23 protein-coding genes and 1 pseudogene are annotated in these 23724 nt (G+C 75.3%); 15 read left to right on the top strand and 9 right to left on the bottom strand.

Translation table 11 applies throughout. The annotated features are described in order from the left end of the window. The first annotated feature begins 101 nt into the window (after nucleotides 1–101). From IF01_RS0110295 to IF01_RS0110275, 5 genes are all read left to right on the top strand, one after another. Nucleotides 102–1028, top strand: a complete 927-nt coding sequence (locus tag IF01_RS0110295; protein ID WP_030393018.1) for a pseudouridine-5'-phosphate glycosidase — start codon at nucleotides 102–104, stop codon at nucleotides 1026–1028. Nucleotides 1029–1031: 3 nt separating this feature from the next. Continuing rightward, nucleotides 1032–1964, top strand: coding sequence for a carbohydrate kinase family protein (locus IF01_RS0110290; protein ID WP_030393017.1), 933 nt, complete (start codon nucleotides 1032–1034; stop codon nucleotides 1962–1964). Between the two features lie 180 nt (nucleotides 1965–2144). After that, nucleotides 2145–2687, top strand: a complete 543-nt coding sequence (locus IF01_RS0110285; protein WP_030393016.1) for a DinB family protein — start codon at nucleotides 2145–2147, stop codon at nucleotides 2685–2687. 147 nt (nucleotides 2688–2834) lie between these two features. Continuing rightward, entirely contained in the window at nucleotides 2835–3068 is a 234-nt protein-coding gene (locus IF01_RS0110280) for a hypothetical protein (RefSeq protein WP_030393015.1), read from the top strand. Nucleotides 3069–3223: 155 nt separating this feature from the next. After that, nucleotides 3224–3508, top strand: a complete 285-nt coding sequence (locus IF01_RS0110275) for a hypothetical protein (protein ID WP_051742726.1) — start codon at nucleotides 3224–3226, stop codon at nucleotides 3506–3508. 100 nt (nucleotides 3509–3608) lie between these two features. Here IF01_RS0110275 and IF01_RS0110270 read toward each other — a convergent pair whose 3' ends face one another. Continuing rightward, entirely contained in the window at nucleotides 3609–4226 is a 618-nt protein-coding gene (locus IF01_RS0110270) for an HAD-IA family hydrolase (RefSeq protein WP_030393013.1), read from the bottom strand. Between the two features lie 321 nt (nucleotides 4227–4547). On the opposite strand from IF01_RS0110270, the gene IF01_RS0110265 reads away from it, so the two are divergent. From IF01_RS0110265 to IF01_RS0110245, 5 genes and pseudogenes are all read left to right on the top strand, one after another. Continuing rightward, nucleotides 4548–4994: a peptidoglycan-binding domain-containing protein gene (locus tag IF01_RS0110265; protein ID WP_030393012.1), complete on the top strand. Its 447-nt coding sequence runs from the start codon at nucleotides 4548–4550 to the stop codon at nucleotides 4992–4994. Between the two features lie 337 nt (nucleotides 4995–5331). Next, nucleotides 5332–6147, top strand: a complete 816-nt coding sequence (locus IF01_RS0110260) for a putative protein N(5)-glutamine methyltransferase (protein WP_030393011.1) — start codon at nucleotides 5332–5334, stop codon at nucleotides 6145–6147. Nucleotides 6148–6306: 159 nt separating this feature from the next. Beyond that, nucleotides 6307–7107, top strand: a pseudogene (locus IF01_RS0110255) (Rossmann-fold NAD(P)-binding domain-containing protein); the annotation flags it as partial. A 173-nt stretch (nucleotides 7108–7280) separates the two neighbouring features. Further along, a complete protein-coding gene (locus IF01_RS0110250; protein WP_078879848.1) occupies nucleotides 7281–7841 on the top strand; it encodes an anthrone oxygenase family protein in 561 nt (186 codons plus the stop codon). Between the two features lie 167 nt (nucleotides 7842–8008). Continuing rightward, nucleotides 8009–9082, top strand: coding sequence for an AraC family transcriptional regulator (locus tag IF01_RS0110245; RefSeq protein WP_063764183.1), 1074 nt, complete (start codon nucleotides 8009–8011; stop codon nucleotides 9080–9082). 89 nt (nucleotides 9083–9171) lie between these two features. Here the strand turns inward: IF01_RS0110245 and IF01_RS0110235 are convergent, their stop codons facing one another. The 3 genes from IF01_RS0110235 to IF01_RS0110225 all read right to left on the bottom strand — a co-directional run bounded on the left by IF01_RS0110235 (nucleotide 9172) and on the right by IF01_RS0110225 (nucleotide 12329). Further along, nucleotides 9172–9735: an anthrone oxygenase family protein gene (locus tag IF01_RS0110235; protein ID WP_030393007.1), complete on the bottom strand. Its 564-nt coding sequence runs from the start codon at nucleotides 9733–9735 to the stop codon at nucleotides 9172–9174. A 110-nt stretch (nucleotides 9736–9845) separates the two neighbouring features. Beyond that, entirely contained in the window at nucleotides 9846–10586 is a 741-nt protein-coding gene (locus IF01_RS0110230) for a histone deacetylase (RefSeq protein WP_369826357.1), read from the bottom strand. 141 nt (nucleotides 10587–10727) lie between these two features. After that, on the bottom strand, nucleotides 10728–12329 hold the full coding sequence (locus IF01_RS0110225; protein ID WP_078879847.1) for an MFS transporter: 1602 nt from the start codon (nucleotides 12327–12329) through the stop codon (nucleotides 10728–10730). 94 nt (nucleotides 12330–12423) lie between these two features. Here IF01_RS0110225 and IF01_RS0110220 point away from each other — a divergent pair, with 94 nt between their 5' ends. Next, a complete protein-coding gene (locus IF01_RS0110220) occupies nucleotides 12424–13134 on the top strand; it encodes a TetR/AcrR family transcriptional regulator (RefSeq protein ID WP_078879846.1) in 711 nt (236 codons plus the stop codon). Nucleotides 13135–13273: 139 nt separating this feature from the next. Here IF01_RS0110220 and IF01_RS43735 read toward each other — a convergent pair whose 3' ends face one another. The 3 genes from IF01_RS43735 to IF01_RS48925 all read right to left on the bottom strand — a co-directional run bounded on the left by IF01_RS43735 (nucleotide 13274) and on the right by IF01_RS48925 (nucleotide 16845). Further along, nucleotides 13274–14503 carry a hypothetical protein gene (locus tag IF01_RS43735; RefSeq protein ID WP_051742725.1) on the bottom strand — a complete coding sequence of 410 codons (1230 nt, stop codon included), beginning with the start codon at nucleotides 14501–14503 and terminating at the stop codon, nucleotides 13274–13276. Between the two features lie 441 nt (nucleotides 14504–14944). Beyond that, a complete protein-coding gene (locus IF01_RS48930; RefSeq protein WP_051755111.1) occupies nucleotides 14945–15994 on the bottom strand; it encodes an NUDIX hydrolase in 1050 nt (349 codons plus the stop codon). A 452-nt stretch (nucleotides 15995–16446) separates the two neighbouring features. Continuing rightward, entirely contained in the window at nucleotides 16447–16845 is a 399-nt protein-coding gene (locus tag IF01_RS48925; protein ID WP_030393001.1) for an SH3 domain-containing protein, read from the bottom strand. A gap of 273 nt (nucleotides 16846–17118) precedes the next feature. Here IF01_RS48925 and IF01_RS0110200 point away from each other — a divergent pair, with 273 nt between their 5' ends. Together IF01_RS0110200 and IF01_RS0110195 are read left to right on the top strand one after the other, a co-directional pair. Further along, on the top strand, nucleotides 17119–18978 hold the full coding sequence (locus IF01_RS0110200; RefSeq protein WP_030393000.1) for a serine/threonine protein kinase: 1860 nt from the start codon (nucleotides 17119–17121) through the stop codon (nucleotides 18976–18978). Between the two features lie 232 nt (nucleotides 18979–19210). Then, complete coding sequence (locus IF01_RS0110195; RefSeq protein WP_030392999.1) at nucleotides 19211–19702, top strand: hypothetical protein; 492 nt, start codon at nucleotides 19211–19213, stop codon at nucleotides 19700–19702. A gap of 57 nt (nucleotides 19703–19759) precedes the next feature. Here IF01_RS0110195 and IF01_RS0110190 read toward each other — a convergent pair whose 3' ends face one another. Then, entirely contained in the window at nucleotides 19760–20206 is a 447-nt protein-coding gene (locus IF01_RS0110190; RefSeq protein WP_030392998.1) for an anthrone oxygenase family protein, read from the bottom strand. Nucleotides 20207–20297: 91 nt separating this feature from the next. On the opposite strand from IF01_RS0110190, the gene IF01_RS0110185 reads away from it, so the two are divergent. Both IF01_RS0110185 and IF01_RS0110180 read left to right on the top strand, forming a co-directional pair. Then, nucleotides 20298–20876: a TetR/AcrR family transcriptional regulator gene (locus IF01_RS0110185; protein WP_030392997.1), complete on the top strand. Its 579-nt coding sequence runs from the start codon at nucleotides 20298–20300 to the stop codon at nucleotides 20874–20876. Nucleotides 20877–20969: 93 nt separating this feature from the next. Beyond that, complete coding sequence (locus tag IF01_RS0110180) at nucleotides 20970–22631, top strand: hypothetical protein (protein ID WP_157855191.1); 1662 nt, start codon at nucleotides 20970–20972, stop codon at nucleotides 22629–22631. Here the strand turns inward: IF01_RS0110180 and IF01_RS0110175 are convergent. Beyond that, on the bottom strand, nucleotides 22568–23665 hold the full coding sequence (locus IF01_RS0110175) for a winged helix-turn-helix domain-containing protein (protein ID WP_037779520.1): 1098 nt from the start codon (nucleotides 23663–23665) through the stop codon (nucleotides 22568–22570). The genes IF01_RS0110180 and IF01_RS0110175 overlap by 64 nt on opposite strands. Nucleotides 23666–23724 lie beyond the last annotated feature (59 nt).

The raw sequence follows: 23724 nt of genomic DNA, 5'->3' as shown, positions 1-23724 counted from the left end.
TGAGAAGGGCCGGTATTCATTCTGGATCCCGATGTGATCGCTCCCTAGGCTGAGCCCACCGCTGCCACACCGTGGTGGCAGCCTCACAGGGAGCACACGCCATGACCGGACTGCCCATCCGCATCTCCCAGGAAGTCGCCGAGGCCGTCGCCGCCGGCGCCCCCGTCGTCGCCCTGGAGTCGACGATCTTCACCCACGGGCTGCCCCGGCCGCGCAACCTGGAGGTCGCGCTGGAGGCGGAGGAGCGGCTGCGCGCCACCGGCGTCGTCCCGGCCACCATCGGCGTCCACGCGGGCGTGCCGACGGTCGGCCTGTCCACGGCGCAGATCGAGGAACTGTCGGCGGCCGAGGGCCTCGACAAGGCGAGCCTGCGCGACCTCCCGGTGGTGGCGGCGCTCGGCCGGCACGGCGGCACCACCGTCGCCGCGACCGCCTTCCTCGCCCACCGGGCCGGCGTCCGGGTCTTCTCCACCGGCGGCCTCGGCGGCGTCCACTTCGGCGCCTCCGAGAGCTTCGACGAGTCCGCCGACCTGACCACCCTGGCCGCCACCCCGGTCACCGTGATCAGCGCCGGCGTGAAGTCGATCCTCGACATCCGGGCCACCCTGGAGCGCTTCGAGACCCTCAACATCCCCGTCATCGGCTACCGCACCCGCCACTACCCCGGCTTCTACATCACCGACTCCGGCCACGAGATCGCCTACCGGGTCGACACCCCGGAGGAGGCGGCGCGGGTGATCGAGGCCCGCGACGGACTCGACCTGCCGCAGGCCGTCCTGATCGCCAACCCGGTCGACCCGGACAAGCAGCTCCCGCCGCGCGAGCTCGACGACCTGCTGACCCGCGCCTGGGCCGAGGCCGACGCCCGGGGCATCAAGGGCAACGCCTCCACCCCGTTCCTGCTCGACTTCATCCAGCGCGACACCCAGGGCCGCAGCCTGGAGGTCAACATCGAGGTCTACCGGGGCAACGTCCGGCTCGGCGGGGAGATTGCCACCGCGCTGTCCGCCGCCCGGAACGAGGCCTGACCGATGCTGGGAGTGCTCGGCGACCTCGTGGAGGACGTCGTCGTCTGGGTGGCCGGACCGCTGCGGCACGGCACCGACTCCGCGGCCCGGGTCTTCCGGCAGCGCGGCGGCAGCGCCGCGAACGTCGCGGCCTTCGCCGCCGGCCAGTGCCCGGTCCGCTTCCTCGGCTGCGTCGGCGACGACCCGGCCGGCGGCGGCCTGGCCGCCGAACTGGCCGGCCACGGCGTGGACGTCCGGGTCGCGCACCGGGGCCGGACCGGCAGCATCGTGGTGCTGATCGACGACGAGGGCGAGCGCACCATGCTGCCCGACCGGGGCGCGGCCACCCTGCTGGAGACCGTCCCGGACGCCTGGCTGGACGGCCTGACCCATCTGCACGTGCCCGCCTACTCCTTCGACGGCGAACCGGTCGGCACGACGGCCGTCGACGCCCTGCGCCGGGTCCGCTCGGCCGGCGGCACCACCTCGCTGGACGCCTCCTCCACCGGGATGCTGGAGGGCTTCGGACGCGAGCGCTTCCTGGCCCTCGCCGGGGAACTGGCGCCGACCCTGCTGTTCGCCAACCGCTCCGAGTCCGCCTGGCTGGGGCTGCTCGTCGACGGGCGGCCGGGCCCGGAGCGGGCCCGGCTGGCGGCCACCACGGTGATCACCAAGTCGGGGGCGGAGGCGACCACGATCGACGTACCGGGGGAGGCGCCGTTCACCGTGCCGGTCCCGCCGGTGGGGGAGGTCCGCGACCTCACCGGCGCGGGCGACGCCTTCGCGGCCGGGTTCCTCGCGGCCTTCCTGGACGCGCGGCTGACGGGTGCGGAGCCGGGCGCGCCGGGAGCGGCGGACGTGCTCGGAACGTCGGGTCTGCGCGAGGCGGCGGCGCGCGGGCACCGCTGCGCGGCGCGGGTGCTGGCCTCGCCGGGCGCCTCCTGCGCGGAGGACTGAGCCGCCCGTCCGCCCGCCGCGGCCCGTCCCCGGCCCGTTCCCGATCGCACTCGCGCCGGGGGCGGGCCGGACGCGCTCCGACGACCGTCTAGGACATGACCTGACCTACACGGCTCCTACTGTGGTCCACGTCGGACGGAACAACCGGACGCACCACGGCAACCACGAAGGCGGAGCACCATGAACGGCACCACGACCACCACCACCGTCGCGGCCACCGGCGAGCGCGCCGACCTGCTGGCCCAGCTCGCCGAGCAGCGCCACTTCCTGCGTTTCACCACCCGCGACCTGACCGACGAGCAGGCCGCGCTCCGGACCACCGCCGGCGAACTGTGCCTGGGCGGTCTCATCAAGCACGTGACGAACTGTGAGCGCGCCTGGGTGGACTTCATCCTCGAGGGCCCCTCCGCGATGCCCGACTTCGCGAACATGACCCAGGAGGACTTCGACCGCCGCACGGACGAGTTCAAGCTGCTGCCCGGCGAGACGCTCGAGGGAGTGCTCGCCGACTACGCCGAGACGGCCCGCCGCACGGACGAGCTGGTCGCCGTCCTGCCCGACCTCGACGCCTCGCACCCGCTGCCGAAGGCCCCGTGGTTCGAGGCCGACGCCCGCTGGTCCGCCCGCCGGGTGCTGCTCCACGTGATCGCCGAGACCGCGCAGCACGCGGGCCACGCCGACATCCTGCGCGAGTCGCTGGACGGCGCCAAGTCCATGGGCTGAGGCCGTCCGGCCACCCTGTGTCGCTGGTGAGCGGCGGGCCGCCCTGTTGTCCGGGACACGCTCACCAACGGCGCAGGGTCCGACGGCCGGGGCGACCTGTCCGGTAGTCAATGGCTCGTCCCATTTTCCACCCGAAAGGGGTTCGCCATGACCTTCGCCAAGTCCGCCGCCCGGGCTGTCGGCTCCGTCCTGCTGTTCGCCGCACCGCTGCTCGCGCTGCCGCTCGCCACCGCGCAGCCGGCCGCCGCCGAGGGCCCGCACAACGCCAAGGAGGCCGCCGTCTGCCGCCAGATGCTCGGCAGCTTCCTCGGTTTCGCGGGCCCGACCGCGAGTGCGGTCTGCGCCGTCCAGCCGGAGGACGGTGCGCCCACGACCCGCTGAGGCCGGGCCTGTTGCCGTCCAGTCGCGGGTCCTGCCGCGGAAGCGTCGGCGGGTGTGCCGGGTGCAGGCGAGGGTCAAGATCGTGTAATGATGTTACTGACGGGTTATCGCATGATGTCTCGTCAGTGAACCTCGCACGACCGTAAGGAAGCACCATGCGCCGACGCATTCCCGCCCTCGTTCTGACCGCCGTCCTGGCCGGCGGTGGCCTGGCCACCGTGGCCCAGGTCGCCACCGCCCAGCCCGCGGCGGCCGGTTCGATCACGGTGAACATCAACCAGCTGCGCCAGCAGGTCTCCGACCTGCGCCAGAAGGCTGCCACCCTGGACCACTACGGCGCGCACGCCGAGGCCGCCAAGGCCCGCGCCGAGGCCAACGCCATCCAGCGCCGGATCGACCAGCTGGAGAAGGCCGAGCGCGAGTCCGGCCGCCGTTTCTGACGGTCGCACACCTTCGTCGGTCGCGTACCGACAGCCGCACACCGACGGCGCCGTCCGTCCCGCCCGCAAGGGCCGGGGCGGACGGCGCCGCCGTGTGCGGTCAGCCCCACAGGGGCGCGAGCGCCCGCGCGAGGTCGGCCGGCTCCCGGAAGTGCACGGCCGCCATGCCGAGCCGCCCGGCCGCCGCCACGTTGGTCGCGCTGTCGTCCACGAACAGGCACTGCCGTTCGGTGACCCCGGCCCGCTCCGCCGCGACCCGGTAGATCGCCGGATCCGGCTTGGCCGCCCCGACCCGGGCGCTGTTGACGACACCCTCCGCCAGATCGGCCAGCCCGAGCGCGGCCAGGTCCTCCTCCAGCCAGAGCGTCGCGTTGGTCACCAGCAGCACCGGCACCCGCCGCTTCGCCCGCCGCAGCAACTCCACCACCTCGCCGTCGGCGCGCACCGGGGCGCCGGTGAACGCGGCCGCCAGCGCCTCCGCCCGCCCGTCCGGCAGACCGGGTGCCAGCGCCCCGGCGATCTCCGCCGTCCACTCCGGCCGGCTCAACTCCCCGCGCACCAGCCGCCGCCCCAGCTCCTCGGCGAACGCCAGCCCGAAGGTCGTGCCCGCGGCCAGTCCGGCGGCCGCCTCCAGGCGGTCCACCTCGCGGTGGTCGAAGAACCGGATCACACCGTCGATGTCGCAGAGCACGGCGCCGGGTGCTCGGGAGGTCGTCATCGGATCGGTGTACCACGAAGGGCGCGCGCCCCGTTCGCGCGCCGGTGGTGCTCCGGGTGCGAACCGGCCATCCCGGGGCGAAGGCCGGGATCCTTCGGCGGCCGGGCCTCCGGGGGTGTGCGGCGGGCGGCGGAGGCCGTCGGGGCCGCGTGTCGCCCGTTGCCGGGTGGCCGGATATCCGCTCGACCCCGCGGGGCGGCGATGGTTAGTGTCGGATCGACACTGTCGGTGACTGATCCGTCGCTTACGGCATGTGTGCCCGTGCGCGTCCGACGGCGCGACCGGGCGTCGGCCGTCCCACCGCTCGAAGGGGAGCACCACATGCGATCCACCACGAAGACCGGGCCGCTCGTCGCCCTCGGCCTGGCCCTCGGCATCGCCGTCGGCGGCGTGGCCGCCGCGGGCGCGGCCACCACCGCCACGGCGGCCACCACCTCCGCCGCGGCCGCCCCGGCCGTGCGCGCGGTCCAGAACTTCGGGCTCAGCTCCGCGCAGGCCAAGAACGTGCAGAACTGGCTGAAGCAGAACTGGGGTTACAACGGCGCCGTCGACGGGCAGCTCGGCCCCGAGAGCTGGAAGGCGTTCCAGCGCAACCTCAAGGAGTTCTGGGGCTACCCCGGCGCGATCGACGGCATCCCCGGCACCGAGACCGTCAAGGCACTGCAGCGGCTGCTGAAGGACGGCGGCTGGGGGTACACCGGCGCCATCGACGGCATCGCGGGCGACGGCACCCGGGCGGCGTTCCGGAACTTCGCCGACGGCATCTGACCGCCGGGCCCCCGGACCCCGGAGACCCCGAGCCCCCGGAGCCCGGACGCCCCGGGGTGCGCGCGCCGCCGCCCGTCGGCGGACCGCACCCCGGGGTCGGACCCGTTGCGGTAAGGTGACGGACGCCGCAGAGGAAACGCGAAGAACGGGGAGGTGAGAACCCATGACCGCTGTGCCGGATCGGGTGCTCCCCGGCCGTGACCACGGCGCCCTCACGCAGGTGCACGCCCGGCCCTGAAGCCGGCCGTACCGCGTGGGAGCGTCCGCCGTCCGGCGAGATGTGCGCGGAGAGCCCCGGGTCGGACGATGTCCTCCACCTGTGCTCCGAGGGGTTCCCTTGCCTGTCCACCCGTCCGCCTCGCTCCGCTCCTCCGTGACCGCAAGGCTGCGTGCCGCCGGCTGCGTCTTCGCCGAGGACGAGGCACGCATCCTGCTCTCCGCCGCCGACACCCCCGCCCGGCTGGCCGCCATGGTCCGCGGCCGCGCCGCCGGCCGCCCGCTCGAACACGTCGTCGGCTGGGCCGAGTTCGCCGGTCTGCGGATCGCCGTCGACCCCGGGGTGTTCGTACCCCGCCGGCGCAGCGAGTTCCTGGTCCGCACCGCCGCCGCACTCACGCACGAGCACGCGCAGGTCGTCGACCTGTGCTGCGGCAGCGGCGCCCTCGGCGCGGCGCTCGCCGCCGAGGCCGGCCACCCCGTGCGGCTGTGCGCGGCCGACCTCGACCCGGCCGCCGTGCGCTGCGCCCGCCGCAACCTGGCCCGGTCCGCCGCCCCCGGCGCCGAGGTGTTCGAGGGCGACCTCTTCGACGCCCTGCCGACCGGCCTGCGCGGCCGGGTGGACGTCCTGCTCGCCAACGTCCCCTACGTGCCCACCGCCGACATCGAGTTCCTCCCGGCCGAGGCCCGGGTGCACGAGGCCCGGCCGGCCCTGGACGGCGGCGCCGACGGCCTCGACGTGCTGCGCCGGGTCGCCGCCGACGCCCCGCACTGGCTGGCCCCGGGCGGTGCGCTGCTGTTCGAGACCAGCGACCAGCAGGCCGAGGCGGCCCTCGGCGTGGTCGCGGCGGCCGGGCTCACCGCCGCCCTCGGCTACGACGAGGACCTCGACGCCACCGTGGTGACGGCCGTCCGCCCGCCGCTCGGGACGCCGTAGCCGCACGGGTCGGACCGCTGCGGCGCCGCACGGCTCGGACCGCCGTGCCCGGCCGCGGCGGTCCCGCCCGGGTGCCCTCGCGGTGCCGTAGACGCGCACACATGCGGCTGAGCGCGAGGACCATGTCGACGCGGTGGCGCGCGGAGTTGACTGATGCCCATGAACGAGAACACGAAGAGCAGCCAGCAGCCCGCCGCCACCGAAACCCCCGCCTCCGTCCGGACCGTCCTGGTCACCGGCGGGACCGGCAAGACCGGCCGACGGGTCGCCGAGCGCCTCACCGCCCTCGGCCGCACCGCCCGGATCGGCTCCCGCACCGCACCGATTCCGTTCGACTGGGCGGACGACACCACCTGGGACGCCGCACTGGAGGGTGTGGACGCCGCCTACCTCGCCTACTACCCCGACCTGGCCTTCCCCGGCGCCGTGGAGACCGTCGGCGCCTTCGCCCGGCGGGCCGCCAAGGCCGGCGTCGGCCGCCTGGTCCTGCTCTCGGGGCGCGGCGAGGAGGCGGCGCAGGCCGCCGAGGCGGCGGTCGCCGAGGTCGGCACCGGCTGGACCGTGGTCCGCTGCGCCTGGTTCGACCAGAACTTCTCCGAGAGCTTCTTCCTGGACCCGGTGCTCGCGGGTGAACTGGCGCTGCCGACCGGGATCGCCGTGGAGCCGTTCGTCGACGTCGACGACATCGCGGACGTCGCCGCGGCGGCGCTCACCGAGGACGGCCACGACGGCGAGGTGTACGAGCTGACCGGCCCGCGCCTGCTCTCCTTCGCGGACGTGGCCGCCGAACTGTCGGCGGCGACCGGGCGCGAGATCCGGTTCACGGCGGTCTCCCTGGAGGAGTACCGCGCGGTGCTGGCCACCGTCGGCCTGCCCGGCGAGTTCGCCGACCTGTTCTCGATGGTCCTGGACGGCCGCAACGCCCATCTGGCGGACGGCGTCCGGCGCGCGCTCGGCCGCCCGGGGAACCGCCCCCCCCCCCCCCCCCCCCTGGCCCCCCCCCCGGGGGCGGGCCGGGGGCCCCCCCCGCCGTGCCGCGATCCCCGGACCGCCCGCCCGTCCCGCCCCTCGCCTCCCTCGCCACCCCGCCTCCCTCGCCACGCCGCCCCCTTCGACAGCCTCCGGAGCCCGCCATGTCCGCCGCCCTCGGCGCCGCCCCCGTCCGTGACCTCGCCGCCGCGACCACCACCGCCTCCCGCGCCGTCGGCCCGGTGCTGGCCGCCGCCACCACCGCGACCGGCCTGATGGCCGGCCTCTTCCTCGCCTTCGACGTCGCCGTCATGCCCGGCCTCGCCGCCGGCGACGACCGCACCTTCGTGACCGCGATGCAGCACATCAACGCCTCCATCCTCAACCCGGTCTTCGGGGCCGTCTTCGCCGGTGCCCTAGCCCTGCCGGCCGTCGGCACCTGGCTGCTGCACCGTTCCGGGCAGCGTGCCGCCACCCTGTGGACGGCGGTGGCGACCCTGCTCTACCTCGCCGCCCTCGTGCTCACCTCCGCCGTCAACGTCCCGCTCAACGACCGGCTCGCCGCGGCCGGCGACCCCGCCGCCGTCACCGACCTCGCCGCCGTGCGCGCCGCCTTCGAGCCGACCTGGACGACGTCCAACATCGCCCGCACGGTGCTCTGCACGGCCGCCGCCGTCGCCCTCACCCGCGCGCTGCTGCTGCACCGCCGCCCGGCGGCCCGTTGACCGGGGGCCGGTCGCTGGTGGGCCTGCGCGCCGTCGGACCACCTGCCGCGGGCGCGTCGGTCGGGGGACCGCTGACCGCCCGCCGACCGCTGACCGACCGTCACCCGCGCCCGGCCCGGCCGACGTCACCGGCGCCCGTGTCACCGCCGCGTCTAGGCTGTCCCCTCATGGACACCCTGACCGGGCTGCTCGACGGCCCCAAGGCCCGTGGCGCGTTCGTGCTGCGCTCCGTCCTCAGCACGCCCTGGGCCCTGCGGATCGAGGACCGCGCGCCGCTGTCGCTGGTCACCATGCTGGACGGCGCGGCCTGGATCATGCCCGACGGGGCGGATCCGGTCCTGGTGCGGCCGGGGGACCTCGCCCTGCTGCGCGGGCCGGAGTCCTACACGGTCGCCGACGACCCGCGGAGCGAGCCGGACATCCTGATCGGCCCCGGGCAGATCTGCTCCCGGGACGGCGCCAGCGTCGCCACCTCGATGGCGCTGGGCGTGCGGACCTGGGGCGAGACCCGGCCGGACGACGAACGCCCCTCGGTCATGCTGTCCGGCACCTACCTGGCGGAGCACGAGATCGGCCGCCGGCTGCTGGGCCACCTGCCCACCCTGCTGGTGCGGCCCGCCGGGGTGGACACCACCGAGGACACCCTGGTCCGGCTGCTCGCCACCGAGGTCACCCGGGCCGAGCCGGGCCAGGAGGTGGTGCTGGACCGGCTGCTGGACCTGCTGGTGGTCGGGGTGCTGCGGAGCTGGCTCGCCGCCCCGGACGGTGCGGCGCCCGGCTGGCTGCGCGCCCAGGCGGACGAGGTGGTGGGTCCGGCGCTGCGGCTGCTGCACGACGATCCGGCCCGGCCGTGGACGGTGGCGGCGCTCGCCACCGAGGTCGGGGTCTCCCGGGCGGGGCTGGCCCGGCGGTTCACCGCGCTGGTCGGCGAGCCGCCGATGGCGTACCTGGCGAACTGGCGGCTCGCGGTGGCGGCGGACCTGCTGCGCGACCCGGGGCTGACCGTCGCGGCGGTGGCCCGCCGGGTCGGGTACGGCGACGCGTTCGCGCTGAGCACCGCGTTCAAGCGGGTGCGCGGGCTGACCCCGCAGGAGCACCGCCGGCTGGCGGCGTCCGCCGAGGCGGGCGGCGTGACGGACGGCGTGCCGGGTGAGGCGGTGGACGACGGCCCGGCCGAGCCGTCCTCGGCGGCGGCGCGGTCCGCCGCGGTCCCGACCACGGTGGTGCTGGCGGCCGGTTGAACCAGCAGCGGCCGGTTGGACGAGCGGCAGCCGGTCGAACGAGCGGCGGCCGGTGCCGGTGCGGTGCGGCAGCCGCACCGGCCCGGCTCTCAGCTCGGCCGCATGTGGCAGTGCAGCACCAGCGCCCAGCAGAGGAAGCCCAGGGCCGCCGTGGACAGCAGCGCCCGCGCCGCGTTCCACCGCACCCACCTGGCGCGGAACGGCCCGCACATCCGCGTCGGCTGCCCGGTCCGGCCCAGCTGCGCGGTCAGGCTCAACTCCCGCGCCCGGCCGAGCTCTCCGGCCTGCTGCGCCAGCGCCTGGTTGAGCGGGAGGTTCACCATCCTGGTCACCACCAGGGAAGCGGTGTAGCAGACCAGCGCGCCGACCGCGGCGGGCAGCACCCGGCGGCCGTCGCTCGGCAGGTGCAGCACCACGGCCACGCTCGTGAACACCAGCGCCCCGACGAATCCCACCAGGAACCACCCGTTGAGGATCGCCACATTGAGCCGCTGCATCACCTGGGCGACCATGAAGTCCCCGGTGCTGCCGAGCCCCGGCGTCACCGAGCAGGCGTAGGTGTAGAACAGTCCGGCGGTCAGCCCGGTGGTGACCGTCGCCGCCACCAGTGCGAAGACCCGCATCGCCTCCATGTCGTCCCTGCCCCCGTTCATTCGCTCGGTACCACCCGGTCGGAGCGGCCCGCGTGCCGATCATCCGTCATCGAACTGCCGTTTGCCCACCGAATTGGCGGATACACAGCCGATGATGACGGATGGTCATGTCAACGGCGGCCGGAACCCGTCGCGGAGGCGGATCCTCCGCTGTGCGGGGCGAGCGCGGCGTGCAGGGACTCGACGGTCCAGTGGCCGGCCGCGCCCGGCCGGGTGGCCAGATAGACGGCCGCCCGGCGTGCGGACCAGCCGTGCGCGTCGGTCAGTCCGGCGGCGATGGTACGCAGGTAGCGGGCCCGCGGGGCGTTGAGTTCGGCCTCGGCGAGCGCCCACGGGGCGGTGAAGGTCAGCACCGGGAGGCCGTCCAGGGTGCCGAGGCAGACCAGGGTCCGGTAACGGCCCGCCCCCTGCCGGTCGCGGCCGGTCCGCAGCACGGTTCCCAGGTCGAGGTCGGTGCCCGGCCCGCCGCCCATCTCCTGGGCGGCGATGTCGCTGAACTGCCCTGCTGTCAGCAGATGGGCGCGGGCGGGCGCGGTGCCGGGTCCGTACGGGTCGTAGAACGCCATGCCGCCGCCCCAGACCCGCGACTCCAGGGCGAAGTAGAGTCTTCCGGGCAGTCGAACGGGCACCGACCGCAGCGGCGGCCGGCCGTCCCGGCAGCCGGGGTACTCCCGGGCACCGTCGGCCGGCCGCCCGCCGCCCAGGTAGCAGGAGAGCCGCTCGGTGTGCATGTTCGAACCGTAGGCGGCGTACCAGACCGGATCGTCCCGGCCCGGGGCGGCCGCGGCGGTCGCCGGGTCGACGGGCCGTCGGACCGGCAGGATCGGTCGGATCGGCAGGGAGTCCTCCACGGCCGGTGACGCTACCCGCCCTCGGGTGCGTTACTCATGGAGCACACTTTCGAGTGGACCGGGCATGGCGGCCCGGGAGCGGGGGGTAGGCCACCGGCATGACGACCTGTGGGACGACTGCCTTCGACGTTCGTGGTGGAGCTATCGGCCGGGCGAGGGCGTGGCTGCCTTCTCCCGGGCGGGCGAGTCCTGCCGCCCGGGTGCCGGGTCGGGAGCCGCGCCCCGGCTCGGCGCGGCCGGCTGCTGCCGGCGGCGTCGAACGAGGGCCGCCGCAACGCCCAGCACGGCCACCAGGGCGCAGAGTTGCGTGCCGTGGTCGAACGCGGTGGTGAAGGCTTCGTTGGCGGCGGAGACCAGCCGGTCGGCCGGCCCGGGGGGTAGTGCGGCGGCGACCAGGTGCGCGGAGGGCAGGTCCGCGCCGGCCGGGGCGGGCACGTCCGGCAGGGCGTCGGCCAGCTGCGACCGGTAGGAGGCGGAGACGACGGTACCGACCACCGCGATGCCCAGGGCCCCGCCCAGTTCGCGCACCACGCTGTTCACCGAGCTCGCCATGGGCGACTTCTCGAGCGGTACGGCGGCCACGGTCAGCGTGCTGGCCGGCGCCATGACCAGGCCCATTCCCGCGCCCACCACCCCCATGGCGAGGGCGAGCACGGCGTACGGGGTGGTGACGGTGATCAGGGAGAGGACGCCGAGTCCGGTGGCCATGACGGCGAGTCCGGTCGCGACGGTGTTCCAGGGGCCGAGGCGGGCGGATGTGCGGTCGCTGGTGCCGGCGGTGGCCGCCATCGAGAGCGCGAACGGCAGCGCGCCGAGCCCGGCCTTGAACGGGCTGTAGCCATGGACGAGTTGGAGGTACTGGGTAAAGCCGAAGAGCATGCCGAACAGCGCGAAGAAGGTGATGCCGAGGATGCCGCCGGCGGTGCTGAACGTCCGGTCGGCGAACAGGCGGACGTCGACCATCGGGTGGGCGGCGCGCAGCTCCCAGAGGGTGAAGGCGGTCAGCAGGACGGCTGCGGCGGCGGCCTCGGCCAGGGTGGTGGCCGTCAGCCAGCCGCGTTCCGGGCCTTGGACGACGGCGTCCACCAGCGCGGCCAGCCCGGCGGCCGAGAGCAGCAGGCCGGGGAGGTCGAGCCGCCCGGTCCGGCGGCCCGGCAGGGGCGGGACGAGCAGCAGGACGGAGACGAGGGCGAGGGCGACCAGCGGCACATTGATCCAGAAGGTGCTGCCCCAGGCGAAGTGGTCGAGCAGCAGCCCGCCGGTGACCGGGCCGACCACGATGCCGATCCCGGCGGTCGCGGACCAGACGGCTATCGCCGCGCCGCGCTCCCGGGGGCCGAACAGCGCCACGATGATCGAGAGGGTGGCGGGCATGACGAACGCGGCGCCCAGGCCCATCAGCGCGCGGAACGCGACGAGTTGCCCGGTCGAGTCGGACAGGGCGGCGGCCGAGGAGGCCAGGGCCAGCACCACCAGGCCCCCGGTCAGGGTGCGGCGGTGCCCGAACCGGGAGCCGAGGCTGCCGGCGGTGATCAGCATCGCGGCGAACGCCAGGGTGTAGGCGTTGTTGATCCACTGAAGGTCGGCGGTGGAGGCGGGCAGTGCCTCGGCGAGCGCGGGCAGGGCCGTGTTGAGCACGGTGTTGTCGATGGTGGTGACGACCAGGGCCAGGCAGAGCGCCGCCAGGGCGGGCTTTCGGCGCGGGTGGCCCGACTCGGGGTCGGGCAGGTCCTCGTTGCGCATGATCTCCCCATGTCCTCATGCTCGTAAGCTTACGAGTGTTAGCTTGCTGGGCGGGACGCTACAGCGATCGGCTAACACCTGTAAAGTTGCGACCATGACGAAGGCCCCCGCAGCTACCGACCACCCCGCCGGCGATCCCGCCGACCAGGGCGCCGACCAGGGCGCAGGCCAAGGCGCAGACCAGGGCGAGGACGCCTCCCCCCGGCCGCGGAACCGGCGCGGGCAGGGCCTGCTCCTGCGGGAGGAGATCGTCCGCGCGGCCACCGCCCTGATCGTGCGCACCGGCTCCGACCAGGCCGTCACCCTGCGCTCCGTCGCCCGCGAGGTCGGCATCGCAGCTCCCTCGATCTACGCGCACTTCCCCGACCGGGACGCGATCGTCGAAGCGGTCGTCCTCGAGGCGGTCGCCCAGCTCCACCGGGCGATCACCACCGCCGTCGCGGCGCACGAGGACCCGGTCGATTCGCTGCTCGCGGGCTGCGCCGCCTACGTGGACTTCGGTGTCCGCGAACCCGCGCGCTACCGCGTCCTCTTCGTCCGGGCCCATCCCCGGCCGGAAGCCCCGGCCGCCGAGACGCCCGGCAGCCGGCAGGGCCTGGACGCGTTCCAGCTCCTCGTCGACAACCTCGAAGCCTGCGTGGCCGCGGGCCGCTCGTCCAGCACCGACCCCTTCGCCGACGCGGTGGGCATCTGGACGGCCCTGCACGGCCAGGTCACCCTCCGCGCCGACCTCCCCGGCTTCCCCTGGCCGCCCACCGACATCGTCGAGCGGATGACCCGCAGCCTCGGCCGCATCGACTCCTGAGCCGCCCCGCCCGCAGGTCCGGTCCGCGGGGCCCCGGCGCGGTCCCGATGTGCCGCGCTCGCGCCGGACGCCCCGGCCGGCGCGCTTGGTGCGCGCCGACCGGGGCGTCCGGACGGGAAGGCGTCGGGGCGGCCCCGGGTCAGCTGCCGCTGGAGACGGTGGCGGCCGATCGGGCGGTGGCCGCGCCGGCCGCAGCGGCCGCACCCTCGCTGCCGGGTTCGGCCACGACGAAGGCGGTGCGGCCCTTGCACTGGGCGTTCTTCTCGGCGGTGGTCATCTTGCGGGTGTTCCAGGTGACCACGCCGGCCTCCTGCGGGACCGGTCCGGTGCCCGAGAAGTTCTTGACGTACCAGACGTAGTGGCCCCAGTGCTTCGACTTGTAGTGCAGCTCGTAGGTGCCGGCGGCGGACTGGAGGTGGGTGTTGCGGTCGACCCAGCCGACCTGCCCGGCCGGCACCTGGAGCGTGGTCTCCTCGGCGAAGGTGTCCGCCCAGGCCCACTTGTGGCCGTAGCTGGCCTTGAAGGTGACCTCGAACTTCTCCAGGAAGTCGAAGCCGGCCGTCACCGAGATCTCGGTCGAGACGCTGTTCTCGCCGCTGGTCTGCTCGGTCCAGGTCATCTTCCTGGTCTGCGCGACGGATGAGCAGTTGTAACCGCGGGCCACCTCGTGGGCGCCGCCGTACGAGTAGCTCGCGTTCCCGGTCGGCCGGAAGTCGCAGCTCTCGGTGGCCTTGCCGCAGTCCTTCAGCAACTGGGCGGTGGTGGGCGACTCGCCGTAGGTGAAGTCGATCGCGCTGGCCCGGTCGTTGAGGTCGCCGATCCAGTCCTGGTCGCCGACCTGGTAGCCGGTGTTGGCACCGCTGAAGTCGGTGTGCTCCCAGTGCCGGACCTGGCAGTTGTTGAAGGTCTTGTAGGAGCTGATCCGGTCGTTCCAGTCGGCGCCCAGGGCCAGCTGCCAGCGGGCGCTGCCGCAGGCGGAGGGGCCCGTGACGCTCAGGCTGGCGCCGCCGAAGTTGCCGTGCTCGTACTCGGTGGACAGCACGACGGCGGCAGCGGCGGCCGCGGCCCCGGGCCGTGCGTCCCCGCCCCGGGAGCCGACCGTCTCGCCCGCCCGGTCGATCCGGTCGGCGAACGACGGGTCGGCCATCGCGGCCTCGACGTCCAGCGGGGCGTCGGTGACGAGACCGCCGGTGGCGGCTGCGATGGCCTGCCGGTAGGTGTCGAAGCAGCGCATGTCGCCGCCCTCGACACTGACGGTGCAGTGCTGGGGAGTTCGGGCGGTCGCGGCGGTGGCGGTCGCGGGGGCGAAGGCGAGCAGTGACCCTGCGGCGGCGAAGACGCCGACGGACTTGAGGTGGCCGGTGCGCATGGGGCGGTGGTCCTCTCCGGAACGGGGAAGCGGGCGGACGAAGGGCGGGCACGCCGAGGAACACCGGCACGGACGGGCGCCGGGGAGCGTGCCGACGGCGTCCGTGGAGTGCGGCCGCCTCCGTCGACGGAGACCATAGGGGCGCCCCGGGACCGCCCGGTGGCCCCTTGAGCGAAATCTGAGCCTGCCGCGGACGATGCGTCCGGACGGGCAGCGCCCCCGGTGCCGGGCGGGGTCGGAACTGTGCAGGTGGCGTATCCAAATGCCCTGTTCCGGAGGGGAGTTGGCGGCTTTTGGCACGTGTACGACAGGCCGGTCCCGGGTTGCCCCGGCGACTGCCCGCTCGGGCACGCCGCCGCCGTGCCCGGCCGGAGGGTGGGTCGGCGGGTCCTGCCGACTCCCGGGGGCGGTGGGACGGTCGGCTCGGACGAATCGCCCGGCTCAGTCGGCGGTGGGCTCCCGGCTCGTGGCCGGCTCCGGGCTCGTCCTCGGCTCCGGGTCCGCCGGCTCCGGGCCGGGCAGGGTGCCGGCGACGGCGCGGCCGGAGGCGCGGGCGGCCAGGGCCTGCCGGGCCCGGTCCGCGCGGTCGGCGCCGGCCGCGGCGTCCAACTCCCCGCCGTCGGGGTGGAACCACGCCCAGTCGGTGATCTCCCCGTCGGGGCAGCCGAGCCGGACGGTCTCGGGGTCGGCCGTGCCGAAGTCGTGGAAGAACTGGACGATCGGGTGGTCCGCCCCCGGCTCGGGGTGCCGCCAGAACACCGCCAGCAGCGGCCCGGCCGGCCGGTCGAGCCCGGTCTCCTCGCGCAGTTCGCGGGCCGCCCCGGTCGGCGAGTCCTCGTGGGAGTCGAGCACACCGCCGGGGAAGTTCCAGGCCCCCGCCCCGGCCCGCGGCCGCCGGTCCGGTTCCCGGACCCGGGGCTTGACCATCAGCAGCCGCCCGTCCGGGGCGGTCACCACGGCGGCCGTGCACAGCCACGAGCGCGGGGTGGTGGCCAGCCACTGGGGGCGCGGCAGATGCGGCCGCGCGGGGCCGTGGGCGCGCAGGAACCGCACCGTCTCGGGGGTGACGCCCGGCAGGTTGTCCGTGAAGAACCAGGCATGGGTGCTGTGCCGGGGGAGGGCGAGCCGGTCCAGCGCGCCGGGCGCGGGCGCCGACAGCGCGTACACGTGCCGCAGCGCCGGTTCCGTGGCGTCCTCGAACACCCCGACCGGATGCCCCGCCGGCCCGGCCACCCCGCAACTCTCGGCCAGCGCCCGGACGGCGCCCCGCGCCGGGTCCTCGCCCGGGCGCACGGCGGCGGACGGCAGTTCCCAGCGGCCGTCCGGGCGACGCAGCAGCAGCACCCGGCCGAGCGTGTCGGTGACGAGCGCGGCGGCGACCGGGACGGGAACGGGGGCGGGTACGGGAACGGAGGTGGCGGGCAGGTCGGCGACGGACGGGTCCGCGCCGGGAACCCCGGTCGGCGGCAGGGGACGGGACGAACGGTGCACCTGGAGGTCTCCTTGGGCGAGGGGGATCAACGGGGCGGGGGGAGGGAGGACCGGACCGGCCTCAGGGGGCGCCCTCCGGCCGCCGCCCGGGGCCGAGGGGCGGTCGGAGGACCCCGGCCACCGGGCCGTCGCCTCCGGCCGGGCCTTCGGCTCCGCCTCCGCCCACGTCCATTCGGGTCGCCTCCGTCCGTCCACGGTGCCTGCCTGGCCGCGCCGGGCGTTCCCGGCGGCCCCTACCCGCCCGAGTCCGGTGCGGAACGCCCGCCGCCGGTCCGCCCCGGAGGGCCGGGAGCACGGCGGCGCGGCGCACCCGCGTCCGTCCGCCGCCCGCGCCCCGCGCGCCCGACCCCGTCGTCCCCGACTCCGATCCCGTCCCGGACCCCGTTCCCGTCTCCGCCCCCGCCCCGGATCCCGGGGTTCGCCCCCTTGCCGCCGGTCGCCCCGAGCACCGCTCACCGTTCCTCGCCCGGCGGGGGAGTCGGACACACCGCGGCGGGGTGCCCCAGCGGGGCAGGGTGGCCCAGCAGCGACCAGAGCACCCAGCCCGTCAGCCCGCTGCGCACCACGACGACCCGGCTCCAGCGCGTCCCGAGCGGGGAGATCCAGGTGTCCACGATCTCCACCCGCTCCCCGCAGTGGGCGAGGCCCAGCACCGCGGCGTCGACCGAATGCTCGCGCCGCACATTCGCGGCGTTCACCGTGACCACCCAGCCGCGCGGGGCGTTCAGCGGCGGCGGTCCGGCGTGCCGCTCCGGCGGCGGAGGGTGGTCGGTCCCGGCGGCCATCGCCGGGAGGACGAGGATCAGAAGGGAGAGCGCGGTCCAGCTGACCCTTCCGAGGTGTGCAGGCATACCGGGCACAACGAGCCGATCCGGCGGCAGCCGACCGTGCGCGCCCACGGCCACCCGGAAGGCTGCTCCGGCTCGCTCGGGCGGGTGCAATCACCACCGCGCCCGTGCCCTCCGGGCCCAGCCCCCGTCCTCCTGGCCGGCCGTGTTCACCTCCGTGTTCACCACCGCGCTCCCGGCCCGGGCCCGGAGTGGGCAAGGACCGGGCGTCCACGGACCGTTCGGCCGCCCCGGCCGGTCGGCCCGCTGTGGTCGGCGGCCCCTACGATGGCGGCCATGAACACTGGGGGGCCGGAGACACGGCTCATCGACAACCGCTTCGAACTGCTGGAACGCCTCGGTGGCGGCGGCATGGGCCTGGTCTGGCGCGCCCGGGACACCATGCTGCACCGCGAGGTCGCACTCAAGGAGGTCCGCCCGCCGGACCCGGCGATGGCCGCGGCCAACCCCGAGGCCGCCCACGAGCTGCGCGAGCGGGTCCTGCGCGAGGCCCGCGCGCTCGCCCGCCTCCAGCACCCGCACGTCGCGGTGATCCACCACATCGTCGACACCCCCGACCACCCCCACCCCTGGCTGGTCATGGAGTTGGTGAGCGGCGGCAGCCTCGCCGACCGGATCGCCCGCGGCCCGCTCACCGTCCCGGAGGCCGCCCGGATCGGCCGAGGGGTGCTCTCCGCGCTGCGCGCCGCCCACGCGGCCGGCATCCAGCACCGCGACGTCAAGCCCGGCAACGTGCTGCTGCGCGCCGACGGCACGCCCGTCCTCACGGACTTCGGCATCGCCGCGATGCAGGACGCCAACACCGCACTCACCGCCACCGGCGCGCTGATCGGCTCGCCCGAGTACATCGCCCCGGAGCGGATACGCGGCGAGGAGGGCAACCCGTCCTCCGACCTGTGGTCGCTCGGCATGCTGCTGTACGTCGCCGTCGAGGGCCACCACCCGCTGCGCCGCGGCACCACACTGGCCACCCTCGCGGCCGTCCTGGACGAGCCGCTGCCGCCGCCGACCCGTTCCGGTGCGCTGGGGCCGGTGCTGGCCGCCGTGCTGGCCCGAAACCCGGCGGTGCGGCCCGACGCCGCGCAGCTCGACCAGGCCCTCGCCGCCGCCGAGGCGGGCGCCGGCCCCGGCGGGGCGGGGCAGCCGTCCTGGCAGCCCACCTTCCTGGACTCGGCCCGCCCGCCGGTCGGCCCGGATCCCACGGCGGCCTTCGGTACGCCGAACCCCGCTTTCGGTGCGCCGAATCCTTCCTACGGGACGCCCGACCCTGCCTACGGCACCCCGAACCCCGCTTTCGGCACCCCGCAGACCGGTTACCCCACCCCGAACCCCGCCTACGCGAGCGAACCCGCCACCGACGGAGGGCACTTCGGCAGCACCGGGACCCAGTACCTGGGCGCCACCGGACCCACCGTGCCCCCGCCGCCCGCCCGCCGCCGCCGCACCGGCGCCACCGTCACCCTCGCCGTCGCGGGCGTGGCCCTCACGAGTGTGCTGGTCTGGAACCTCCGGCCGGACGGTTCGAGCAGCACCGGCGGCAACACCGGAGCGGGCTCCGCCCCCAAGGGGACGAACGCGCCCGCCGACCCGGGCGGCCCCCCGGCCTCGACCGGAACCGCCGCGCCCACCGGCCCGGACACGACCGCCTCCGCCGCCCCCACGGCGAAGCCCTCGCCGAGCGCACCGAAGACCACCGCGCCCGCCAAGGACCTGCTCACCCCGGACGGCGTCCGCACCGTCGTCGCCGCGATCACCGCACAGAGCGGCAGCACCAAGGTCAAGCAGCTCGCGGTCTACCCGGAGTACGCGAGCGCCCAGGTCCCCACGGCCGACGGCCGCGGCTACGACTGGTACGACTACCGCAACGGCAATGTCGCCAAGCGCGTCGGCGGGTCAATGGGCAAGGACAAGCCGGTCGACCTGGCGCAGTACGACTGGGACGTCGTCCCGGCCCTGCTGAAGAAGGCCGACGAGACTCTCAACGTCAAGAACCCGACCAGCCGTTACCTGCTGATCGACTGGTGGTCCGACGGCTATGCGGCCATCCGGGTCTATCTGTCCGACGAGTACCACAACGGCGGCTACCTGCTGGCGGACAGCAAGGGGACCGTGCGCCGCACCCTCCCCGCCGACTGACCCCGTCGACCGACCCCCGGCGCCCCCACGGCCCACGGTGGGCCGGATCGGGCCCGGTGGGTCCACGGACGGTGGCGGGCGGCCCCGCCCCGGACCATGCTGGACTGGTCCCGGGGCGTCCCGGCTGGTTTCCTCGACGGGTGTCCCCGGCGGTCGTTCCCGCTGGTCACCCCCGGCGAGTGCCTCCGGCCGCCCCCGGCGCCCCACCCCCGAGCGAGGAGCCGTCGCGACCATGAGCGAGAACCACCACGTCCTGCTGCTCGACTTCACCGACGGTGCCGCCTGCCGTGCCGCCTTCGACGAGGCCGCGCACCTGCCCGGTCTGCGCCAGTCCGCGATCGTCGAGCGCGAGGCGGACGGCACCCTGGACTTCCCGGCCAGCCAGGTCCGCGGTGCGGGCGCGACGACGGTCGGCGCCGGGGTGGCGGGCGGACTCGCCGGGCTGCTCGGCGGCCCGATCGGTGTCCTTCTGGGCTGGGTGGCGGGAACCGCGCTCGGCAACGCGGCCGAGACCTGGCGCGACGAAGCGGGCGGTGCCGGCCTGATCGTCCTGAGCGAGGAGGTGGAGGACGGCCACTGCCTGCTGGTGCTGGACGTCGTCGAGTCCTCCCCGGAGCCGGCCGACGAGCTGGCCGCCCGCCACGGCACCACCCTGCGCCGCCTCCCCGCCGACGAGCTGGCCGCCCGGGTCAAGGCGGCCCGCCGCGCCGCCGAGGAGGCGTAGGAGGGTCCTGCGCTGCTGCCTGCGCCTGCGCCGTTGGCGCTGCCGTCGCCCGCAGCCTCAGGCGAGGGCCGAGGCCAGCAGGGCGAAGGCGGCGACGATGACGGCGACCCGGGCGTAGTGGTAGCGGTCCCAGCGGTTCTGCTGCTCCTTCCAGTCCGCGGGCCGGTTCTCGGGCGTCCACGTCTTGCTCCGGTTGTTGATCGGGACGAGCAGCAGGACCGACATCAGCACACTCAGGATCAGCAGGCCGGCGGCGACGACGACCAGGCCCGCGCCGGGGTTGTGCCGACCGGCGACGGCCCAGACCGCGCTCAGCGCGACCGAGGTGATGTACCAGACCGGCATCAGGGCGCCGAGCATCCGGCCGCCGTGGGCGCGGCCGAGCTGACCGGCGTCCTCGGGCAGTGCGCCGAGGATCCGGTTGACGACGAAGGCGACGCAGAACTCCACGCCCACCATCACTCCGACGACCACGGTGGTGAAGACCTCAAGTGCGTTGAGCATGATGACCCCTCCTGGGATCTAGCGCTGCTAGCTGTTGATGCAACGCTAGACCTACTGCCGCTCGATTGTCTAGCGGTGCTAGAATCTGGTCATGTCCCTACAGGAACGCAAGCAGCGCGAACGGGCGGACCGCGCCCGCCTCATCGTGGCCACGGCCCGCGAACTCGCCGAGCAGCAGGGCTGGGAAGCGGTCACCACCCGCCGGCTCGCCGAGCGCATCGAGTACAGCCAGCCCGTCCTCTACAGCCACTTCCGCGGCAAGCGCGAGATCATCGGCGCCGTCGCCCTGGAGGGCGCCGCCGAGATGGCCGCGGTGCTGCGGGCCGCCACCGCGGCCGCGGACGGCCCCCGCGCCCGGGTCGTCGCCCTGGCCCGCGCCTACCTCGACTTCGCGGAACACAACCCGGCGGTCTACGACGCCATGTTCCAGCTCGACGGCGGCCTGGCCTTCGCCCGCGAGGACACCCCCGCGCCGCTGAAGGACGCCTTCGCCGCCCTGCTGGAGAGCCTCGCCGAGGTGGCCGGGGAGGGGGTCCACCCGGCACTGTTCACCGAGACGTTCTGGGCCGCCCTGCACGGGCTGGCCACCCTGACCCGCGCGGGGCGGCTGCCGCCGGAGCACACCGGGCCCAGGGTGGAGCTGCTGGTGGACCGGCTCGCCGTGCTCTGACGCGGTCCGCCCGCCCGCCGGCGGCGCCCGTCGAGCGCGAACCGTTACCCGCCCCTGGCGTACGCGGGTGCCTGCCGGGGGAGGCTGCGGGGCATGCGAGGGGCGGGGGAGCGGGGAGCCGTGCGGGCGATCGTCCGCTGGGCGGGACATCCGGGGACGCTGGCCGCGGTGGCGGTACTGCTGTTCAACGACCACGTGGGGAAACGGCTGTGGCCGGGCGCGCTGACCGGCAAGGTCAGCGACCTGGCGTGGATGCTGGTGTCACCGGTGGTCCTGGCACTGGTGCTGACCCCGGTGCTGTCGCTGGTACCGGGCCTGCGGTTGCACGGGGACCGGCCCGCGATCGCGGGGCTGGCGGCGACGGGCGCGATGTTCGCCTTCGCGAAGTCCGGGCCGTGGGGCGGCGAGGTCGCTTCGGCGGTGTGGTCGTGGAGCGGGGTGCCGAGCCGGATCCAGGGCGACCGGAGCGACCTGGTGGCGCTCCCGGCGCTGGGGGTCTCCTGGTGGCTGTGGAAGCGCTCGCAGGCCGTCGGGAGGTCGCGTGCCGCAGGACGGTCGTGGCGGCCGGCGGCGGCTGCGCTGGGGGTGCCGTTGGCTGTCCTCGCGATGGTGGCCACGTCGCGAATGGAGCCCTCCGACGGCCGGGACGAGTCGTTGTGGAGCAAGGGATCCCGGACGATGCTCCAAACCTACGAGAGCTGGTGGACGACGCGGGACGGCGGTGCGAGCTGGACCCCGGTGCCGCAGGGCTCCGATGCCGGCGCCACGCAGGCCCACGGCTTCGTCGGGGACGGTCGGTGCACGGCACCGGTGCGCCTGCTCTGCTTCCGGGTCCGCGACGACGCCTCCCCGATCGAGGCCAGTGAGGACGGCGGACGGAGCTGGTACACCGCCTTCGACCCCGGTGCGAGCCGGCGCCGGATGTTCTCGGCTGCACCGGTTGCGACACCGGGCGAATCACCGCCGGCTGCGGTACCGGGCGAATCACCGGGCGCCGATACGCAGGCCCCGTCCGCCCGACCCGCCGCCTACCCCGCCCAGGTGCTCGTGGTCACCGCGCCCGAGGGCTGGGCGGTGATCGTGAACTACCCGAACTTCGGGCTGGTGCGCGGTACACCGGACGGGGTGTGGAAGCTTCAGGACTACCCCGTTCTCGTGGACCTGCCCGTCTCCGAGCCGCCCCGGCACTGGCCCCTCGGGCTACCGGTGGCGGTGGCCGCCGGGTTCGCCGGCGTACTGGCGGTCGCGGCGGTGTGGCTGCTGCGCACCACCGTCCCGGCCGGGCGGCCCTGGGAGCTGTGGTTCCTGTTGCTCCGTCAGGGGCTCTGCCTGTACTGGGTGTGGCAGGCGGCCTGGCTCTGCGGCGGAGAACTGCTGTGGCGGATACCCGGGGTGCTGGTGGCGGGCGTGGTGACGGTGCCGCTGCTCCCGATACTCTGGGCCCTCCGGCACGGCCCCGACCGGGCGGGAAGCCGGCTGCTCCCCCTGACGGTGGGTGGGGCGGTCGTCGCGGTGTTGGCACTGCTGCCCTACCTGCGGTGGGCGGCGCACGGGCTGTCGGCCTGGTCGCAGGCCTCCGACCAGGCGTTCCTCTGTGCCCTGGCCGCCACGGTGGTCGGAGCCGTCGTCGGTGCCCTCACCCCGCCCCCGGTCGCGCCGACCGCTGCGGCTGAAACGCGGTCGGACGACCCTCAGGAATGGGCTGAACCTACTGAACCGACCGAACCGGCTGAACCGGCCGAGCCGGGAGCCTGAGCCCCGGGCGGCGCCGCGTCCAGCAGCACCTGGCCAGCCGCCGTGCGGTGGTACAGCACCGAGCGGCCCGCCCGGCGGCGCAGCGCGAGCCCGGCCTCGCGCAGGATGCGCAGATGGCGGCCGACGGACCCGAGCGGGAGGCCGGTCAGGGCGACCAGCTGACTGGTGGTCTTCGGCGGGTCCAGGAGGGCGAGCAGCTCGGCCCGGCCCCGCCCCAGCAACGCGGCCAGCGCCTCCGGCACCGGACGGCGGTCCTCGTCCACCAGCACGCCCGAGCACGGGTACACCACCGCGTACCGGCGCCCGGGCCGCACACGCCGCCCGTCCACCGCCGGCATGTCCCAGCAGAGCCAGCTCCGACCCGGCGTGACCGGCACGAACAGCAGCTCCGCGGCGGTGAGTTCGTGCGATTCGGCGGCGGGTCCGGCGCCGGTCCGCAGGCCGTCGCCGCCGAGCCAGCGCATCCCCGGCCGCAGGTCGCCCAGCGCCTCCGCCCAGCCGCCGGTGCCGAGGCGGGCGGTGCGCGCCAGGATGTCGGCCTCGATGATCCGCCGCCGGCGCGCCCAGTCCGGTTCGACGGTCTCCGTCCACACCCAGGACAGCAGCTCGGCCGCGCGCCCGGCGAGGTCCTCGTGCCCCAGCAGCGGCGACGGCAGGGCCGATTCGTCGGCGGCGCCCAGGGTCTCGGCCAGGTCGGCCCGGACGACATCCGGGGGCGTCGCCCGGACGTCCGCCAGTTCCCGGGCGAACAGCGCCGCCCCGTCCGGCATCGGTGCCGCCGCCCCCGGTGTCGGCGTGAGGAAGGTCGCGTTCCAGCGCGGACCCAGCGCAGTCCGGACCAGCGCGGCGGCGACCGGGTCGGCGGCCAGCCGCTCCCGGTACCGGGGGAGCGCGGCCGCCAGCCACCGCCGCTCGCCGGGGTGGGCGCCCGCGCCCCCGTGCAGGGTCTTCAGCGCGGCGACCGTCTCGGCCAGCGGGGACACCACGAACCGGCTCCCCGCGAGAGTGTCCGCGTCCACCCGCCACCAGCCCATGCCCGTCGCCTCCCGATCGTCCGCTGTGCCTCGGCGTTCGTTCACCGGGACCGGTCCCG

It is taken from the genome of Kitasatospora purpeofusca (assembly GCF_000718025.1).
GTDB lineage: Bacteria > Actinomycetota > Actinomycetes > Streptomycetales > Streptomycetaceae > Kitasatospora > Kitasatospora purpeofusca.
The sequence above is the reverse complement of the archived record's forward strand: the minus strand, read 5'-3'. Positions and strand labels throughout refer to the sequence as shown.